This window comes from Flavobacterium terrae, from assembly GCF_900142035.1.
GTDB lineage: Bacteria > Bacteroidota > Bacteroidia > Flavobacteriales > Flavobacteriaceae > Flavobacterium > Flavobacterium terrae.
The window spans coordinates 455590-476976 of record NZ_FQZI01000002.1; the positions used below are offsets into that span (position 1 = coordinate 455590).

Here is a 21387-nt window from a genome sequence, read left to right on the forward strand (position 1 = left end):
CGAGTTAGCTCAAAACTTGTCTATACGAGTTTATGCAATTCTCCTAATGTAGGTTTTTTTATATATAAACATTCAAATAAACTATGGACATTTTAACAATAATTATTGCTGGAATTATAGGATTAGCAGGCGGATTTGGGATTGCAAAATTCATTGAAAAAAGTAATGTGTCAAACTTGATTAAAAATGCAAAAAAAGAAGCAGCTTCGATTTTAAAAGATGCTAATCAAGAAGCAGAAAACATTAAGAAAGATAAAATTTTACAAGCCAAAGAAAAATTCATTGAATTAAAAGCAGAACACGAACAAGTAATCTTGTCAAGAGATAGAAAAGTTGCCGAAGTTGAAAAAAGAGTACGAGACAAAGAATCTCAAGTATCTAACGAATTAGCTAAAGCAAAAAAAGTAAACGACGAGTTCGAATCAAAAGCCGCAGAATATCAAACTAAAATTGAAGCTTTAGACAAAAAATCGGCTGAAATTGAGAAGATGCACAAATCTCAAGTTGAGCAACTTGAAGTAATTTCTGGACTATCTGCTGAAGATGCAAAAAATCAATTGGTTGAAAGCTTAAAAGCTGAAGCTAAGACAAACGCTATGGCTTACATTCAGGAAACACTTGAAGAAGCTAAATTAACAGCACAACAAGAGGCTAAAAAAGTTATCATTAACACTATTCAAAGAGTTGGTACCGAAGAAGCAGTTGAAAACTGTGTTTCTGTATTCAACATTGAATCTGATGATGTAAAAGGAAGAATTATTGGTCGTGAAGGACGTAACATTAGAGCAATAGAAGCTGCCACTGGCGTTGAAATTATTGTAGATGATACTCCAGAAGCAATCATATTATCATGTTTTGACCCAGTTCGTCGTGAAATTGCCAGATTAGCGCTTCATAAATTAGTTACTGACGGACGTATTCACCCTGCTCGTATTGAAGAGGTTGTTGCAAAAACTCAAAAACAAATTGAAGACGAAATCATTGAAGTTGGTAAACGTACTGTAATCGATTTAGGAATTCACGGATTACACCCTGAATTAATTAAAATAGTGGGTCGTATGAAATACCGTTCTTCATACGGACAAAACTTATTACAACACTCTCGCGAAGTAGCTAAACTTTGTGGTTTAATGGCTGCCGAACTTGGATTAAATGTTAAACTTGCAAAAAGAGCTGGTCTATTACACGATATTGGAAAAGTTCCTGACACAGAAAGCGACTTACCACACGCTTTATTAGGTATGCAATGGGCTGAAAAATACGGCGAAAAAGAAGAAGTTTGCAATGCTATTGGTGCACACCATGACGAGATTGAAATGAAATCATTACTTTCTCCTATCATTCAAGTATGTGATGCAATTTCTGGTGCACGTCCAGGAGCACGCCGACAAGTTTTAGATTCTTACATTCAAAGATTAAAAGACCTTGAAGATATTGCATACGGATTTGGCGGAGTAAAAAGCGCTTATGCAATTCAAGCTGGTCGTGAGTTGCGTGTAATTGTAGAAAGTGAAAAAGTATCTGACGAAATGGCTTCAAAACTATCTTTTGATATTTCTCACAAAATTCAAACAGAAATGACTTACCCTGGTCAAGTTAAGATTACAGTTATTAGAGAAACAAGAGCTGTTAATATTGCTAAATAAAATTTATTTATACAATAAAAAAGACCGCTCTCAAGCGGTCTTTTTTATTTATTATAATTGTGATTTCTTTTTAAAATAAACTTTAAAAGTAGTCCCCTCACCTACAATACTGTCTACAGTTATTTTACCATCCATTGCTTCGACTTGATTTTTGGTTATATAGAGGCCAATTCCGGTGGAATTTTCATTTCTATGAAATGTTTTATACAAACCAAAAACAGAGTCCTTATATTTATCTAAATCGATCCCAAGCCCATTATCTCTTACACATAAAACATCAAAACCATCTTCTTCTTCCACATAATACTCAATTAAAGGTTGTTTTGAAGGATCCGAATACTTTATAGCATTGGTAGAAAGATTAAGCAAAATACTATCTAAATAAGCAGGAATAAACCAAACTTTTAAATCACTAGGTATATTATTAATGATTTGAACATCATTCTTTTTAATATCATCACCTAAAAGCAAAACTACTTTATTAAAATAATCAAGAATTTTCAAATTTTGACTTTCTATATTATTAGAAACCTGAATATTTACTAATTCTACTAAGTTTTCAATTGTGGTAGTCAACTCATCAGAAACAATGCGGATACTTGATAAAGTCTCTTCAGTTGTTAGGTATTCTTCAGCATGCATTTTTAAAAGCGAACTTAAATTACCTGTATGATTCTTTAAATTGTGAGAAACGATATGAGCAAAGTTTAATAATTTACTTTTTTGATTATTAACCAAATCTAGTGTTTCTTGTAGTTTTTGTTCTCTAATTTTTTGTGAAGTTACATCGGTATGTGTTCCAATTATCCTAAGTGGATTACCATTTACATCTCTTGAAATAACTTTTCCTCTATCAAGAATCCATTTGTATTTTCCATTACACAAAACTCTATGATAGGTCTCATAATATGGCACTCTTCCTTCAAAATGCTCTTTAATATTTCCAAAATAAACATCAAGATCATCTGGATGCACCAATTCATCCCATTTTTCAGGATTAGAAATCAAATCAAGCTCGCTATTTTCTAATTCTAATATTTTTAAAGACTGAGCAGAATAAAAAACTTCATTTGTTACCATATTCCAATCCCAAACACCTATTCCTGAAGCCAAATTAGCAAATTGACTTCTAGCTTCAGATATTTTATACTCAGTTTCTTGATGTTTCAAGGATGTTACATCACTATTAGTTCCATAAAAAGCGATACCCTCTTCAGTTCTTTCGCAGGTACCAACAACTCTATACCATTTATCACCACGTTTTGGCAAAGTGACTCTATAATCAAATTCGCAACTTTTAAGAGTATCAATACTTTCAAAAAAGACCTTCTTCATTTTCTGAAGATCTTGCTTATTGATTCTATTCTCAAAAATTAAATTTGGATTATCATTTATCTGTTCTAAAGAATATTCGAAAAATTCATCAACTAATCCTCTTAAAAAATTAATTGTTACAGATAAATTTGGCGCAAGAGTGAACTGAAAGAATAAATCTTTCTGCTGAGATACTATCTTTTTTAAATAATCATTCTCTAAATCTTCTAAGTAGCCGTTATTCATAAAGAGAAATTTACATAGCAATGTACCTAAAAAAACTTAATTTTACCAGTTTTTTCACTTACAACTTATTTAAAATAAAAAAGCCCAGCGATTAACTGGGCTTTTTTTTGTAGCGAAGACGGGAGTTGAACCCGTGACCTCAGGGTTATGAATTCAAATTTTATCGAAGTTAAACCCTTTATATTGTTGATGTGATGAAAATCGTGTACCGTTTCGTGTACTCAAATTGGATCGCAATATAATCATTTTTTTTAATGATTATAATTCCATTTTCTTTTTCATCTATTAGGCCAAAAAGTTTCAATAAACGAAAAACGAACTAACCTATAAAATATCTCTATTTTATTGATATTTTAAAAATTAAATTTAAACACAAAAAAAATAAACATCCTTGAATTATTGCAATTAAAATTAGAAATCATTGCAATGATATTGCAACCTAAATTGCAACTAAAGATTAGAATTTAGGTTGCTTTTAAAGGAAACACTAAGACTTTATAATAAATACAACACAATTAGCGAATTGTTTTTAATCAACTACAATTTTCAAAGGTTGCAATTTTAGTTGCAACTAAAGTTAAACACACTAATTTAGTATAGAGTTTATCGTATTCTTCTATTGAAAACTTGACAATGAACAATGTAAAAAGTATTATCTTTTCAACGTAAAATGCCCTTTTATATCTCTACCATCTTCCAACTTTATAGAGTACCAATAATCAGAAGAAGGTAATGGTTGTCCTAGATAAGTGCCATCCCAACCTTGGGAAGTTGGATTCAATTGCTTGATTAGTTTTCCAAAACGATCAAAAATATGAATTTGGGTTTTAGTATTTATTTTACTGCTTATTCCTTGAATGTTCCAATAATCATGATAACCGTCTCCATTAGGTGTAAAATATTTTGGAATTCCTAAAACACTAACTTCTTCTTGGGAAATGCCACAACCATTTAAATCTTTTACATAAACAGTATAAACACCCGCAGGTAAATTGTAAAATGTGTTGGATTCTTGAAAGTTAATAGCATCTAAACTAGATACATAATTTCCATTACCAGTAACATTTACAATTATTGAATTCGATTCGGACAAATCACTAACTTGGATGTCTGAAATAGTAGCAAGGTCAGAAGCAACAACATTAATAGTTCTTGTTCGAGTACAGCCAAAAGCATTTTTAACCTCAACTGCGTAAGTCCCTTCATTATTAACATTTAGTGTGTAGTTTGTCTCATTAGAAAGTATAAGTCCATCTTTCTTCCAGATGTAAGTATAATCATTTATTGAAGTCCCATCTTCAATCCCTGCATTGAGAATTTTAGTGATTGTTAATTCGTTACATACAATTTCATTTCCGTTTAAATTGATTTTTGGAACAGGATGAACTACAAAAGGAATATTGTAGATTGCCTTACAGTTTACATTATTAGGATTAACTATCTCAACACGTACATTTTGTGTAGCTGTAATAAATGGATTAGGGAGTGGACTAGCTAATGGATTATTATTTTGATCAAAATAATTGACTATCATACCTGTTTGGTTGCCTAAAATCGAATTTTGGAATGTTGATGTATCAAAAGCAAATAATCCGTCTTGATTCATTGGATTTAATTCATCATCACAAACTGTAGTTAAAGTTGTACTTATTGGGAAAGCTTCAGGTAAATCATCTACAATAAATTTTATTGTTGTTTCATAGTTACAAGCAGTTGGCGTGTTATTAGTCACAACTGCTCTAATAGTTTGTGAAGCTGTTACAAATGGATTTGGTAATGGACTTGGCAAAATATTATTATTTTGATCATAATAAGCGACAGACACATTGGTTAGTCCGTTTAATAAACTTGATTGTAAATTTGTTGTATTAAATGGATATTGTCCATCTTGATTATCATCACAAAATCTGTACTCTTGTGGCTGTACAATAGGAATTCGTTCTACATTTAGTGTTATGTGTTGCCCTAATCCTAAACAATCATTATTTACAGCACTATCTACTCTAATATAAATATTTTGAGAATTAGGATAACCCGTGTTTCTATAATTTGAAATGTCAAATATAGCATTTTGTTCTCCAAGTGCGTCTTGTAAATTTCTATAATAAGATATAATTAGCTGTTGACCCACAGGAAATAGACTCTGAATTTGCGGAGTGACACTACTGAAATCAAAACTACTTACACCATCTATGTTTGTGCCTAAAATAGCATCATCACAAGACGTGAAATTTCTGTTGAAATTTACAGGAATTTGTGTAGTTGATACACTTAAATTAAGTTGTGCTATCCTAAAACAACCATTTATATTAGCTACTCTAACATATACTACATCATTACTTACCACTTGGTTGATATAAGTAGTAAAATTTGTTATGGGATTAACATTATTTTGAGCATCTGAAACAGTTTCAAAATAGCTGAATGTTTCATTTGCAAAATTAGCAGATATTTTACTATTGACTTCAGTTAGATTAAAACTACTAAAACCATCAATATTGTCGTCGCATTGGTTGAGTGAAATGATAGAGTTTATGTTTGGTTTAGGATAAATAGTAATAACTCTTGTATTTGAAATTGTCCCTTGAGATGTATTAATAGTAATTGTAACATCGTAATTTCCTGAATTTGCATAAACATGACTGATATTCATGCCAATTTGAGTTGGTGTACCATCCCCAAAATCCCAAGTGGTGTTTGAAATAGAGAGATTGCTATTTATACTAAAATTACTCATTTCACCTTCACAACTACCATTAAATTGTATGGTAGGTGAGAAAAAAAATGATGTAACAAATGGAGGCAGACCTAAATCGCATTTTCTTCCTGCTAAATCAACAGCATCTAATTGCACATTACATCCAGCACCTACAATATCTGGGTTGTTTATTACCCCCAATTTTGATTCTCCGTATTGGCTAATATAAATCTTATTATTGGGCCCCATCTGTATGCCTGAAGGTATAACTCCAAATGGGGTATTACTTACAACTTGAACAGATGATGAAATATTTGGAGAGTTTAAATCAAATTGTAAAATTGAATTGACATTATCATATGGAATTGTTGCATATAAAATTTCAGAATTTGGGGAAAATTCGACTCCATAAGTATATTGACCAAATATTGTTTGTGGATTACTTAACTGACCTGTATTGATATTAAAATCAAAAAGTTCAAGATTCATTAATGTATTTGAAATTGCCAGTTTGCTACCATTAGGAGAAATCTTCATATAGCCCCAAGCATTATCAGTTACCCCGCCAGTAGAAGATCCTACGTTTGATATTATAGGGGTAGTATTTAATCCCGAAGATGTTAATAAGTAACTGTAAAAAGAATTGTTGTTCCAACCATGAGTGACAATCCAAAAGTCTGTACCATTTGCATGTTTTACGACAGATATTTTTTCGTTAGATGGAGTATAAATCAAAATATTTTTATCATTAGTAACAGCACCTAAAGCTCCATCTTGATTCATATCAATTATGGAATAGCGAAAGCCGTTTACTCCTGCATAAGAATCTAAAGTAAAAATATAAAATAAATTAACGGAACCTGGTTTTTGAACAATAGTTGCAGATTGAGTTGTAGACCAATTACCCATTAATCCACTACCATTACTCATTATTTGATGATTTTTATTCCAAATTGTACTCCCGTCAGTATAAAAGAGTAAATTACCATTGCTATCTGCAAGAGATGCACATCCTTCCGAAGTGTTCAACTGACCATCTAATAAGGCTGTGATACTTCCATTATTGTTAAATTTAACACCAGCATTCCTTCCAAAATACCAAATACTCGCTTCTTGCTGAGAAAAAGCGAGTGCACTTGTGAAAAATAAAAAGAATATGAATTTCATTATTCTATTTCTTTCAAAGAATCTTCTAAATCATAAATGAAATTTTCTAATTCAAACTCTTTCAGCTTTTTATCAGATAAAATTATTCTTGATTTTATCAAAAATTCATTGCATAAAATTTTAAACCTTTCTTCAGAATTTGAATTAAAAAAGATTTCAAAATCTAATTTGATTTCATACTCAATTGCTGATTCCTTTTTTAAAATTTTTAGAGGTCTAACTGTAAAAAAAGACTCAAAATCTTTAGATATACAAATAAAATCTAAATAGACTTTTTTCAAATTATTGCTATAGCTTTTTGTCGAAATTTTTTCATTTAAAATATTTCTTAGTTTTTCTGTAATTAATGTCTCCTCAAAGTTAAACTCTCTTGAAAATTGTGTTCCTATAATAAATTCCATAATTTAAATTTTATCTAAATATTCTATTTCCTGGAGGTAATGTTCCATTTGTGAAAAAATACCCATAAATCATTATTTTTTCTTGTATTTTAATTTCTACTTGATTTCCTGTAAATATTGGAAACATTCTAACACCCCCTGGCACCATTGCTTGAAGTTCTGAACGAGAATATCTTGTCTCTCCAGATGTAGTTTCACCATATTTCCAAATATCCCCTGAGTTTAAATGAACTTTATTTCCTCTTACATCCAAATATTCTCCTGATCGATTAACTCTTAATTCATATAAAAATCCTTTTGGCCCTCCTACTTTACGTCCAATCCTTTCAATCTCTTTATTCATTTTCCCAACATAATCAGTAGTTGCCGTAAAAGCTAGTTTTACTTCTTGAGCACCATCAATTGCTGATTTTATAATTGCAAATCTATTTTCCCATGCCCAATAACCAGCAGCTCCACCTACAACAAATGGGATGAGCACGTCATCCACAGCACCAATTCCAGTTACATCATCAGCTAAAAGAGCAACAGTTACCGCTCCTGCATACTTAAATGAACTATTGTCATATTTGGCTTTGTTTATATTTGCTACAAATGTATCATAGTTTAGTTCATTATCTTTAATACTTGAATTAACATTTGATGTTTCCCTTTCATTTTTATTCCAACTACTTTCAATTAAATTATTTGAACTATTTGTTAATGCAGTTGACATTGTTATTGAAGCTGCACTCAAACCTGCATTCACCCATTGCCCAGCATTCCATTGAAATGGATTTGGATTTCCTGTTGCTTGTGCTCCATGGACATAAGTTGAGAATATAAATCCTGCGAACCAACCCCAAAATTCTCCTGTTTGATCCGTATATTTAGTAGGATTGTTCATCACATAAGCATAACGGTTGTAGTTTTGTGTGTTAGAAGGGTCTTGTATATTATTATCAGGTTGTAAAAAGCGATGCAATTTATAATCGTAAATACGTCCATTCATATTAATTAAACCTACTCCAAACAAATGTTCATGCCCCGTATATCCTCTATCAATAAGCATTGTTCCTGTGTTTACAGGTAAGGCAGTAATTGCTCCATTTTGGTATTTAATTATTTCACCCCAAACATCAAATAGACGTTTTTCTACTATTGCTCCCGAAGCATCAGAAACGCCTACAATAGTTCCTTGATAATCACGGTGTAAATAATATATTTTTTGTGTAGTACCATCACTTTTTAAGACGGCTGGAGCAGTATAGCCATCACCTCCTAAATAGGTAATCAACTCAACAGAAGTAGGAGAGGAAGTTTTTAGCTTTATTTCCATCGTCCCATCATCAGAGTAGTATTTGCGGTATGGACGTATTGATTTATCAGCATCTAAACTCCCATAATACATAGCTGACCTAGAGTTATAAGCTCCATATTCAAAATCAATATTTTCTTTTGTAGCTTCTTGAATACTTATTGGACTTTTGAAAAGATTATAAGTAATATTTTGTGTTCTAGGATCATAATAGTTTAATACAGTCGATGTCGCTGATTGGTCTAGAGGTGTAACAGATGATGTTTGAAACGGTTTTCCTGAGATCCCATAGGCATAATCTCCAATATTATTTTTAGCAATAGTTCCGTTATTATTATATGATTGATTTTGAACACCTACTGCATCTCTATAGCTTGTCAACCTATCAGCATTATCATATGTTATTGTTTCACTCCATGTCCCAAACATGTTATTAGTACGAGTTAATAAGTTACCTCTTACTGGATCGAATGTATTAGTCAAAGTCATGATATTTGTACCTGACTTGTCATGTTTATTTTGAGAAGGGAAACCATATTCATCATAAGTGTTGGTAATGGTTATTCCGTTACCCAAGCTTGCTGTTAAAATTTGTCCATGAGAATTAACTGTTTTAGCTTCCCAAAGAGGAATTGTTGGTGAATTATTATCATAAATTTTTGATTTGTAACCGTTCTTATATTCATTTATAATAATTCTTGAAGATGTTTTGTTGTCAGATTTATTTTCAATTAGATATGTTTCTGTTGAAGGCCTTCCAAACAAATCATAAGATATTGTTTTTACAAATTTAGCTTTTCCATTTAATTCCTCTGTACTTGACAAAATATTATTATAAGTGCCATATGTGAAACTATTCGTTGAAAATGTTGAATTAACATAATCATCAAATCGTATATTTTCGATCAAGTTATTTGATGAATTATATATATATGTACTTTTTGATTTAATGTTGCCTCCAACATCTTTTACCGTTTTGAAACTGATTTTGCCAAAATCGTCTAATTCATAAATTAGTTCTCCTTGACCAACTATTTCCTCACGAATTAATTGACCAAAGTGATTATAATCATATTTTCTATTTCCAGCTGAAGGATCATTTAGTTCTATTTTATTTCCCCAACCATCTTCGACGATATTTATAGTTGCTCCGTTGCAAATTGTGGATTTTAAATTACCACTTGCAAAGTATTCATTGTTAATAACACCTCCTGGAGTCTCCGTTATAGTTATTTGTTGATCTAAAGAATTTCGTATTATTTCTTTAGTCTTTATTCCATCATTTTCAGTTGTTGAAGTACCAGAATAAGAATAATTTGTTATTTGACCTGGTGAACTTAATGATTTTAATCTTGTAGACTGCATTAACCTACCGTATACATCATATTGCATTTCATTCCATACAGATGCAACATTATTATATGGTTGACTTTTCTTTATAACTCTATCATAAATATCATATTCAGTATCAATTATAGACCAATTATCATTAATATCTTTTACTTGACTCCTCACCTCTCTACCTAGTTCGTCAAACATAATTTTTGAACTGCTACCATCATCTTGTATAGTCTCTTTTAAAAATCCACCTAATCCGTAATAATAATAATTATAAGTTTCATTTTTTCCATAAATGTCTTTCTGAGAAATTATTTTACCCCAGACATCATACTTATAACTGTTTCTTAGAGTTGTAGTTGTCTTGGAAGGGAATGATTTACTCTGAAGGTTTCCATTATTTACATCATATGTATATTTTGTAATTATACCTCCAACATCTGTTTTTTTAATTAGAAAACGACCAGTATTGTCATATGCAAAACTGCTGACTCTAGGTGCTAATCCAGGTGCAGATATTGTTTTTTTTACAATATTCCCAAAGTCATCATAATCATTATCTTCTATTATATAAACTGTTCCATTACCTTTCTTCTTAATTCGTGTCAATAAATTTCCATTATATGTATAAATCTCTTCACTACTAGTTGAATTATTACTAGGGTAAATTATTGCATTTTTATTTTTTTGTTCTAATCTATCTACCATATATGGAGATGTGATAGATGCATATGACAATATTTCTGTACTAACTTTTTCAACTAATACTCCTTTTTTATATGTAGTTGTAATTTGAATAGGATTACTATTTAAATTATAAACAGTTGCAATTTCTTTACTTGTGTCTTCTAAACCATTTGTTTGTTTAATCAAAGTCTTTTTTAGTTTAAATACTTTATTTGGTAATAATGGCATTTCGTATGAAGTATCTTCATCATTATAAACAATTTCCGTTCTATTTATAAATGGATTAACACCTCCTGTATTTAAATTATAGTCTGGAGTAACCAAGCCTAAAACTGTAAAATTATCAATTTGCGCACCTCTCTTACTTAAATCAAATTTTTCAATGTTAGAAATTATTTGTAAAGGATCAGTATACCAATTTGTTTTTAATATAGATCGAAAACCTAAAAACCCTAATCCTTCTGCGTGGAAAGTAGCACCAGAATATTTATAATCTTTTTTCTTAGAATGTGAATCCGAATAACTGTGTATTTGTGATACTAACTTAAAATCAATTCTAGATGGGATTTCGTAATAAGGATAGTCATATATTTGTGTACTACTATTTGTATATACATCAAAATCGCTTAATTTTCTATAATTAATTTCATCTACCAAAGAATTATTGATGATAGATTTTAATAAATTTTCATTTCCAAGTGTTGATATTTCAAATAATACAGTAGGATAATTATAGGGAGTTAAATACTGTAAACCTAATATGTTTTTTGAAGTTTTTTTATTTGTTTTTAAAAGAACAGGATATTGTGGTGGAATAGGAATTCCGTCAGATTTTTCAATAGCTCCAGTGTTATATTCAAGAGTATTATATGTCCAAACAGAACTATCAACACCTGAAACACCACTTTTTATAAATGTTCTTATAGATACATATTTATAGTATAATTGTCTTTCTCGTGATTCGTAAAATGGCCCACTAGCTGTATAACCAGCAAGAACTGGATAATATTCAACACCAGCATATACATTATAATTACTAACACTTATAATATCTGATTTTCTATCATTGTTTAAATCAAAAACAAGAATAAAATTATCTTTATCTGGAGTAGGTAAGTTATTTGGTAAAGGTTCAGCTATAAGTCCACTTCCTGTAGAATATAAAATAGATTTTTGTACATAAGTAGATAACAAATCGGATTTCCCATCACCATTAAAATCAGCTACTAGAATTGATCTTAATAGAATAGATGAGCTATAATTGACTCCAAAATCGAAATCATAATCAAAAATCTTTTGCAATGCTGAATTGGATTCATCTAATGAAAATGCAATAATTTTTTTTGTATCCCCATTATAGGTAAGTATATCTGTTTTACCATTTCCATCAAAATCTCCAATTTTTAAAAAGCTATTATTTATAATATTATTTGCAGAAGAAATATCTTTATTATAATTGTTTATTAACCTTTTGTCTAAGTCTATAAGAGTAATTTTAAAAGTTGAATGATTATTAGGAGAGGTTCCTAATAGAATTACATCTGTTAAACCATCTCCGTTAAAATCACCGTTTAATATTGTCTCAGGAGAATAGTGATAACCATCAGTTAAAAACTCTTTTGTAACATGAAGAACGACATTATTTGTATTATAATTATTAGAATAAATTTTAAAAAGAAGTTTAGATGGATTATTTTGACCTCTGACAGTACACCAATATTGTTTATTTGATTTTTTATTACCAGACAAAGAATAATCTAGTGCTTCTATGTTAAACGATTTATAAACCGTTGATGATTCGTTGTTTGAAGTCTTAGTTGCTTGTATAACAGATCCAGCATTTTCATCTACATTTGAAATTATTTCATATGAATTATTAGAAGTTTTTAATAAATCAATTTCTCCATCTCCATTATAGTCTCCTTGAATTAGTGATGATTCATTTAAAGAAATATAATTGTTATTGTCATCAACAAATAATTTTTGAGCTATAAATTCAATGTCGTTAGAAAAATTTTGACCGTATGTGAATCTAATAGGTTTTAATGCCTTTGTTTCATTTCCAGATTTTTCTTGTATTTCTATGAGTTGCTCTTGTCCTATTACATTCTCATGTGTTAAGTAATAATTTCTATATCCATTTGTATTGCCTAATACTTTTATTTGACTCAATATCTTGTCGTTTATAATATTAGTGTTTCCTTGATAACTTTGTTCTGCACTAGCTCTAGATTTATAAATAAATTGTACTTCATTGATTCCTTCACTTGTTACTCTACTCCCATATTTAATAGAAGCTATATACAAATAGTTATTTGAATTCGTATAAGTATAATTAATTTTTAAACCTTGAGGATTTTCCCAAGATGTTATTCCTGAAATCGAGAAAGCACTGGAATCCAATGAATTACCATAATATGCTATAGCGCCATCTGGATATTCTACTTTAAAAGTCAGTTTACCAAATATTTGAACAGAACTTCCATTTTCAACACTTGTGGTATATGAGTAGTATGATGTTAATGTTATTTTCAAATTTGAATAGTTCTCTGTTTCATATGTTGATCCCGGGACTCCATAGGTACCGCTTTTCAACAAAAGCCTTTGTCCATCAAGAGCAAAACGATCATTACTATCAAGATCAACTGGATCGTTAATACCGTCATGAAATTTAGTAGCTGATATTCTAGTGATTGATGATAAACCAGAAAGATTCCAGCCATAACCAGCCAAGCCTACTGCTCCATGACTATTATAAGAAAGGGATAATCTAGGTTCAATCCCATTTATACCTGGAGGAACAAGGATTGGTATATCATAAGTTGCAGCTCCGCTTAAAGAAACACCAAGATTACCATTAGTTCGTCCAACTTCTCCTTCTAAAGTAAGCTCTGAATTTTGGGAAAAAATTGAATTAAATGTTAAAAATAAAATTATTAGATAAATATTTTTCATAATGCTATATGCTCTAAAGTATACGTTATTTATTCTTTAAGACTTTTAAAGACTTATTTTCTCCATTTTCATATATTAACAAAACATTATAAAAACCTTCAGGATATTTATAAAAGTCAATTTTCATATTATTTTGACTAATTAAATTTTCATATCGTTTTAGGAGTTGACCATTTAAAGAGAAGAGATCAATTGATATTACTTTTCTTTCATTTGTATTTGGCCATTTTATATAAAGTTCTTCTAAAACTGGATTTGGATAATATTTTATTTGTTCATACTCGGCATCTTGTATCATGTCTTCTTCAACTAAAGTTTCTTCAGTTTTATAAATTGAATCATTTGCATTTTTAGCACTTAAGCAAAGACAAATATATCTTTGTGTTTGATTTCCAGCTGAATCATATACAAACTTTATTCTTTTGGGTGTTTGACTATATGCGTTTGATCCTATTAGTAAGAATAAAAAGAGTAGTTTTTTCATTAAGATATTTGGTATTTAAATTTTGCGCGAAATTACTGTTAAAAATCAATACGACGCAATACCTAAATTTAGTTAGATTTATCCGACAAATAACAAATCCGCTTGATATGTTATAAATATTCTCATTTTGAAAAAGAGTATGGATATGCTAACTTAGAGTAGAGTTAAGAACAAAATCTTAATTTTAACCATTTTAGACAAAATGTCATGTTTTTTATTCGGCACAAAAGTTGCCTTGACTATCAGTCTATTAATTAAACTAAAAAACAAAACATGACTGAAAATTACTCATTAGAAATTGATTTTATGCCCGTTGGAGACGGAGAAAAAAGTGGCGATGCAATCGCTTTGAGATTCGGATTGTACGAAGACGGCAGATGGAAAAATCAAAAGGTTTTTATTATTGATGGTGGTAATCTAGCGAGTGGTGATGCACTTGTAAAACACGTAAAAGAGGTTTATAAGACCAACAAAGTTGACAGGGTTATTCTTACTCATCCCGATTCTGACCATGCTTCGGGATTAAGAAAAGTTATAGAGGGACTGGAAGTAGAAAAAATATGGATGCACAGACCTTGGAATCATTGGGGAGACTTGAAAGATTCAATCGTAGACGGACGAATCACAAGAAAGAGTTTTACTGACAAGTTAAGAAATGCCTACCAATATGCTCACGATATTGAGCAACTAGCGATTGAAAATAAAATTGAAATTTTTTCCCCACATCAAGGTAGTTCTTATACTATAAATGAAGAAGATATTCTAACAGTTTTAGGCCCTAGTAAAGAACTTTATACAAGTCTTGTTCAAGCATCCGGTAAAACACCGGATATGGGTGTTTTTGAGAGTGTACGTGGCTTCAGCGCAGATACAAAGACTAAAACCAAATTTGTACGTGAAGATTTGACTTTTGAAACGGAGAACTTGGCAGAAACTGATGTGCCAACATCAGCAGAGAATGACATGAGTTTAGTTTTACTTTTGACAGTAGGTAAAGCCAGAGTTCTATTTACTGGTGATGCAGGTACGCAGGGAATGCATAAGGCAATTTATTACGCAACTGAAAAAGGGATATCCCTTAAGAATTTAAACGTTTTTGATGTACCACATCATGGAAGTAGAAGAAACCTTTCAAAAGGGATTTTAAGACACATTTCAGCTAATTATTCTGTTGTTTCGTGTTCTGTGCTAGGTGCTCCAAAACATCCATCACCTATTGTCATAAATAGTTTGATAAGAAGAAACATGACACCCTACAAAACTCAAGGAAAAGTTCTTAACTTCAGATTTGGTAGTGTTCCAACTAGAGAAGGTTACACAACTGCAATACCAATGCCATTCACTAACCAAGTTGAAATTCCAGAGTAACATGAAATTTGACATTGATAATTATTCCGTTAAGGCAAGACTATATCCCTGCTTACTGATTTTATTGCCAGCATTTATTGTAGGTGTTTATTATATTACTGATTTAGAAAAATATTATCACTACTTCACAGCCGTTTTGGCTTTTGGTCTCTTCACTTTTGTACTAGCTCAATTCGGAAGAGATAAAGGGAAGTCCAAAGAGTCCGAACTTTACAAGTACTTTGGAGGTAAGCCTACAACACAAATTTTAAGATACAAAAATACATATTTGGATAGCGTTACTAAAAATCGATACCGACAGATTTTGACGCAAAAAATACCAAATATTCAGATGCCAACAGCTCAAGAGGAAAACGATGAACCTGATGATGCTGATGAAGTTTACAACAGCTGTGCAAAATTCTTAATATCGAAAACGAGAGATACCACTAAATTCAATTTACTTTTTAAGGAAAATGTGAGTTATGGTTTTAGGCGTAATTTATGGGCAATGAAAAATTTTGCTCTATCCATAATTTTTTTATGCCTAATAACTCATTTCTATTTTGTAACCGAAGGGTTTAAAGTTTTTAATAAATTCACAACTCAATCCATAGGACTTTTTGCATTTTTGCTAATTGCTATACTGACATGGCTTTTTGTAATAACAAGAGACTGGATTAAGTTGGTAGCTTTCTCATATGCTGAAAGGCTTTTTGAAGCTTTAAACGAAGTCTAGTGCGAAAAATAATTTAAAAAAGGGTCAATTCTGACCCTTTTTTATACGAAATATAGATTACTTACAATTTCATTTTCTAAATAATTCTAATACCGCTTCCTTTTTCATCGATTAAATCAAAAGTTTCAATAAGTGAAATTATAGAAGGATTTATTTTTGACAGCCTTTGGATTTTCTTTTCAGTTTCAGATAATACAATTTCAACCTTATTTTTATTTGTGTTATTTTTCACTGCAAAGTAAATATCAGCTAAATCTATTCCTGTTTCAAATTCCGAGTTCTCAACTATTGAACTGCATTTAATTTTAAAACCTTGCTTTTGCAATTCGATTACTTTTTTATTCCAGTCAGCAAATTCTCCCTTATCAGGGTAAACAACAATATTCTCTTTTTTGATTGGTTCTAACAATTGCAATTTTAAGTTTTGTTTACTTCCAGTAGCCATCCATAAATATTCGGGAATAAACAGGCTCATTATGATTGCAGTCTTTTCAGATTCCACAATTGCAATGGATGTTTGCAACAAGTTTGCAACCCTTGTTTTAACAAGATGCAACCCAAACAGACATTGTTTGAGGTTAAATTTATCCTTATTGATTTTCTTGTGAACCCAGTTAATATGTGGAAATGGAATTTTTACTCGTTTGCCTGTGTTTTCATCAAATAGAATTATTTTGCCAGTATGGACTTTTTGAGTTTGATTGATTTGCCAAAATACAGTTGCACCCTCCCAATGTTTTGAAGTTCCGATATTATACTTTGCGATGCAATTTTCAACTTCATCTTTTGCAAAATGCTTATATAGGAACTTTGCAAAATTGTTATTGCAATATTTTTTTAATGATTGCTTTACCAGTAGTGGATCAATAAAATCGGGAATTAAATTTATCGTTTCAATATTGAAAATTGTAATGCACTCATTTTGTTTTGGGCTATTATGATAGCCACAACTTGTCTCTCTGTCGCATCTACCGTAAGTTTCTTCAAGATAATCACTTGTAATTTTATTGATATACCTAACAAATCTTCTTTTGCCACAGTTAGGGCAAATAAACTTTTTACTCGACTTATCTAATGAATACTTAAACTCATTCATAACTATTCGTAATAATCGTAATCCTCGTAGTAATCGAAGTATTTACGACCATTACGAGAATTACGAGGTTAGTATTTGGGTTTGAAAACGGTTGCAAGTAAATATTCAATTGCATCTTCTTTGGTAAATTTGATTTTTTTGCTTTTTTTCTTTCTAAAGTCGTATTTGGGTTTTTCTTCTTGTCCTTTGACCAATACAATAAATTTCTCCCTCTCCTCTGGGGAAAGTGCTAGAAAAACTTCATATACTGTATTGGCAGTCATTTTTAAAGATTATTTTTCTTTAAAATGATTCTTACTGTACCCTCTGAAATACCTAGTTGTCTTCCAATTTCAGATTTTGAAATGCCACTTTCAAACAGCTCCAGTATTTTTGAATTACGCTCATTTGCATCCCCAACACTTAATGTTTTTAAATGCTCATTTTCTGAATCATAGCCATTGAAACTGAATTGTAAAAAGCTATTTACTTTTTCAATTCTGCAAACGATAATGTTTTCAGAATCGTAAATCTGTTCACAATTACGTTGTTTGATTTGCTTGATATATCTTAACCCAATTTCTTGATGACTTTCTCCAATTGCAAAACTGCTATCGCAAAAGTTCATTAACATTTTGCTCCCTGATAAATGGTTTTTTGTTATGGGTTTGCAAGTATCAATTTTTGGTGTATGCGCTAGAACTAAAATTGATAGCACATATTTGTTTTTCAAGTCTTTTAAAAATTTCATCAATGGTAAAGCATCTTTTGCTTTCTCATTGTCACTCTTCAAATAAGTGATGTTGTCAACAATTAAAACTTTAACACCAAAATCAATGATAGATTTTTCAAGTGAATAGAATAGAAATTCTTCAAAAGTTTTAAACCGTTTATCTTCAAAATAATCGGGATTAATTTCTGCTCTCAAAAAGTTTGGACTAAATGAAAAATGATTTGCGAAGTTTTCAGAATATCTATTTTCAAACTGTTTATCTGAAAGTTCAAAATCAAAATAGATAATAGGAGTAGGTGGGCATTCTAATTTTAAGCCACAAGTAGAAATTCCAGTACTAATGCTGTTGGCAATCTGAACAGCTAAAATTGACTTACCTAAATTAGTGTCAGCAAACAAAATGCATATTTCTCCCTCAAACCAAAATTCACCGAAAAGCATTCGGGGTATTGGTCTGTTTTTGGCAATTTCGATAAATTGGTTTGCTGATTTTATTTCAAAAATAGAGTTAGAATCAGAAGCTAATTCTTTCTTTATTTCGTCTTTGAAATCATCGAGATTATCATTCATAACACTTAGATTTTTTTGCAAATCTATTGTGGTATGTAATTAGGAATTTAATCTTAAAGCTTGAAAGTATTGTAATTACAGTACTTTACAAAAGTTTAAAGAAGTTTACAGAACTTAAAAGTATTGATTAAGGATTGTTTCTAATTCATTCGTTATTCTCGAATAATCGGAATCTTTATTTTCATTTACTTTATAACCGAAAATAGAGGGATAAGTACCAATATTACAATTAAATGTTCTTTTTAAAGCATCATATAATTCAGTTTGCGTGCCATAGGTAATAGTTAATGCTTTCTTTTTAACTAGAAAATCAATGATATATCTCATTTTTTTCCCTTTAATAGTTGGGTATTTCTTTAAAATGGTGCTTTCAATTTCTTTGTTTTTTTCGTGTGAAATAAAGTCTCTAAAGTATTTTTCTCTCGGAGCAAGATTAACGGAAAACCTCTTAAAAACCGGCGTTTCCTTTACTTCTTGAATAAAATTTTGCTGATTGAAATTTTGCACTTTTAAACCAGTTATTTTTTCGACTTCTGCAATGTGTGTGTTAAAGTTGAGACTTTGACAATTAAATAAAGCTTGTGTGTTTATGTCTTTATCTGGGGAATTTTTTTCAAAATACAGTGATAATTGATTTGAAAAAAAAGCATAGGTTTCGAGTTGTTTCAAGTAGTTTTCGGATAGATAACTAAAACTGATAGCATTTAATGTTTCTTTATATTCTATTAGTTTGAAACAATTGTTTTTTAATTTACTGGACTTTAAAAGGAGTGTTGAAAATCCAAGACTGTTTTCATATACGAAATTCAAGTCCTCATCAATATAAGTTATTCTATCAATAACTGATTTACTTTCTTCAGGGAGTTTTTTAAACTCTTCCATATCAAGAATTGATATAGGAATATAGAAAATAAAATTTCTAAATATTTCATTAATTAATTCGTTATATTTTGAGTTCAATTCAGACATTAGTTGATTTTTATGTTTACCGCATTGATGTGACAAACATCGCAATTATTTTATATTTTCATTGCAATTCTAATTCAATTTCATTGCAATTGTTGTCTTTACTATTTTGGGATAGTATCAAATTTTAGTTTTAAATAAAAAACATTGCAATTACTTTATTTTTTATTGCAATCTTATTTGAGTAAATGTGAATAATCTTCTGGTAGTTCGGCATCAATATCCCTTAAATACTTTTCAAGTGCTGTCATTGTAGAATGTCCTGTTACAAGCATTAATTTGCTTTTGGTTTCAAACTGTGAACTGGTTTTACGCATCTCTCTGTACAATTTAGTAATGAAAGTATGTCTGAAACTATACATTCCATAATCTTTGTTAAGATTAAAATGTGTTTTCACAACTTCTTTAAATCTTTTTGAGAAATAATCCCTTTTATTGTTTGGCTCTGTAATCCAGTCTTGACCGAAACCATTAGGAGTGAAAAGAAAACTTTCAGGATTAAATTTTGACAAATCGGGTAAATCATTCATCAATATTTCAGGTATGATTTTGATTTTTACAGCCTTGTTTTTAGTCCTCAAGTAAATCCTTTTACCAATTAAATCAATATCTTTAATCTTCAATTCACAAACCTCAATGGGTCTTAAAAAATTATATGACACAAATTTTATGAATAGTAAAAGTAACTTGTCATTTTCTTCTAGAAAAAAATAAATGTCTTTCTGCATTTCAGAAGTGTAAGTTTTATTTCTCTCTGGGTTTGACTTTAAAACATTTATTTTTTTGATTACATTATCAACAATTACCTCATTGTCCTCTAAAACTTGAAATAAAGAACTTAAATCTGCTCTTGTATTGTTTCTGTTCCTTGCACTTGAATTAATTAATACTCCATTCAGATAATCATTAATAACCTTTTTGGTTATGAAGGTTATCGGTTTGTTTTCATCTAAAGACTTTCTGAATTTTCTAACTCTTAATTCAAAGTTTTTATATGAAGTATCTCTAATTGTATTCTTCTTGATGTTTAAAGCAAATTCAAAAGCTTCTTTAATTGTTAGGGTTTCGGGTATTGCAATGCTATCATTAATAATTGCAATTTTTTCTTTAGGGATTACAACACTATTATTGTTCGCTTTTGAACTATCGGATTGTTTTTTGTTGAGTAGCTCTTCTATATTATTGTTATCAATATTTGGGTTAAATCCTTTTTCGAGTAAAAATTCAAGTGCGCTACTCATTGCACTCAAATAATCAATTCTTTCTTTTTTAGTTTTTAGCTTATTTGCATTGCCTTTAATGTTTGGCATTCTTTTGAGTTTACCTGTTTTTACATCCCTAAAACTATAATATACATACCAGCTTTTAGATAGTGCTTTTGATTTTTCGGATTCGCTAAGTTGATTCCATAGCAGAATATTTACGCCACCAGTAAATATTTTTGGAGAAGTAAATTCTTTCTGTTTCAACAAGTTTTTGAATTGATTAATTTGGGTATTGTGTTCTAAACTGTATACTAAATCGTGTACTTTTTGTAAATATAAAAAAATTTTAGACATAAAAAAAACGGTTTAGAGTACCTAAACCGTTGATTTTCATAACTTCAATTTCTGTAGCGAAGACGGGAGTTGAACCCGTGACCTCAGGGTTATGAATCCTGCGCTCTAACCAACTGAGCTACCTCGCCATTGTTGGTATTGCATCTCTCAATGCGGGTGCAAATA

13 protein-coding genes and 1 tRNA gene are annotated in these 21387 nt (G+C 30.3%); 3 read left to right on the plus strand and 11 right to left on the minus strand.

Annotated features, from left to right (window positions below; all coding sequences use genetic code 11):
* Positions 1-83 precede the first annotated feature (83 nt).
* Entirely contained in the window at positions 84-1646 is a 1563-nt protein-coding gene (gene rny, locus BUC09_RS06440) for a ribonuclease Y (RefSeq protein ID WP_073309812.1), read from the plus strand.
* Between the two features lie 51 nt (positions 1647-1697).
* Here the strand turns inward: rny and BUC09_RS06445 are convergent, their stop codons facing one another.
* From BUC09_RS06445 to BUC09_RS06465, 5 genes are all read right to left on the minus strand, one after another.
* Positions 1698-3206, minus strand: a complete 1509-nt coding sequence (locus BUC09_RS06445; RefSeq protein WP_073309814.1) for a sensor histidine kinase — start codon at positions 3204-3206, stop codon at positions 1698-1700.
* A 652-nt stretch (positions 3207-3858) separates the two neighbouring features.
* Positions 3859-7071 carry a T9SS type B sorting domain-containing protein gene (locus BUC09_RS06450; RefSeq protein WP_073309816.1) on the minus strand — a complete coding sequence of 1071 codons (3213 nt, stop codon included), beginning with the start codon at positions 7069-7071 and terminating at the stop codon, positions 3859-3861.
* On the minus strand, positions 7071-7472 hold the full coding sequence (locus BUC09_RS06455; protein ID WP_073309819.1) for a hypothetical protein: 402 nt from the start codon (positions 7470-7472) through the stop codon (positions 7071-7073). Before BUC09_RS06455 ends, BUC09_RS06450 begins: the two co-directional genes overlap by 1 nt.
* 10 nt (positions 7473-7482) lie before the next feature.
* Complete coding sequence (locus BUC09_RS06460) at positions 7483-13749, minus strand: RHS repeat-associated core domain-containing protein (RefSeq protein WP_073309821.1); 6267 nt, start codon at positions 13747-13749, stop codon at positions 7483-7485.
* A gap of 25 nt (positions 13750-13774) precedes the next feature.
* Entirely contained in the window at positions 13775-14233 is a 459-nt protein-coding gene (locus BUC09_RS06465) for a T9SS type A sorting domain-containing protein (protein ID WP_073309823.1), read from the minus strand.
* Between the two features lie 273 nt (positions 14234-14506).
* Between BUC09_RS06465 and BUC09_RS06470 the strand changes: the two genes are divergently transcribed.
* The gene (locus tag BUC09_RS06470) at positions 14507-15601 is read left to right on the plus strand and encodes a ComEC/Rec2 family competence protein (RefSeq protein WP_073309825.1); all 1095 of its coding nucleotides are present in this window, start codon (positions 14507-14509) and stop codon (positions 15599-15601) included.
* A 1-nt stretch (position 15602) separates the two neighbouring features.
* Positions 15603-16319 carry a hypothetical protein gene (locus BUC09_RS06475; protein WP_073309827.1) on the plus strand — a complete coding sequence of 239 codons (717 nt, stop codon included), beginning with the start codon at positions 15603-15605 and terminating at the stop codon, positions 16317-16319.
* 76 nt (positions 16320-16395) lie between these two features.
* Here BUC09_RS06475 and BUC09_RS06480 read toward each other — a convergent pair whose 3' ends face one another.
* The 6 genes from BUC09_RS06480 to BUC09_RS06505 all read right to left on the minus strand — a co-directional run bounded on the left by BUC09_RS06480 (position 16396) and on the right by BUC09_RS06505 (position 21350).
* On the minus strand, positions 16396-17415 hold the full coding sequence (locus BUC09_RS06480) for a DUF6371 domain-containing protein (RefSeq protein ID WP_073309829.1): 1020 nt from the start codon (positions 17413-17415) through the stop codon (positions 16396-16398).
* Positions 17416-17483: 68 nt separating this feature from the next.
* Positions 17484-17678: a hypothetical protein gene (locus tag BUC09_RS06485; protein WP_073309831.1), complete on the minus strand. Its 195-nt coding sequence runs from the start codon at positions 17676-17678 to the stop codon at positions 17484-17486.
* Positions 17679-17680: 2 nt separating this feature from the next.
* Entirely contained in the window at positions 17681-18697 is a 1017-nt protein-coding gene (locus BUC09_RS06490; protein WP_073309833.1) for an AAA family ATPase, read from the minus strand.
* Between the two features lie 114 nt (positions 18698-18811).
* Positions 18812-19666, minus strand: coding sequence for a hypothetical protein (locus tag BUC09_RS06495; RefSeq protein WP_073309835.1), 855 nt, complete (start codon positions 19664-19666; stop codon positions 18812-18814).
* 173 nt (positions 19667-19839) lie between these two features.
* Positions 19840-21222 carry a tyrosine-type recombinase/integrase gene (locus BUC09_RS06500; RefSeq protein WP_073309836.1) on the minus strand — a complete coding sequence of 461 codons (1383 nt, stop codon included), beginning with the start codon at positions 21220-21222 and terminating at the stop codon, positions 19840-19842.
* A gap of 54 nt (positions 21223-21276) precedes the next feature.
* Positions 21277-21350 (minus strand) — tRNA-Met (locus BUC09_RS06505).
* Positions 21351-21387: the final 37 nt, after the last annotated feature.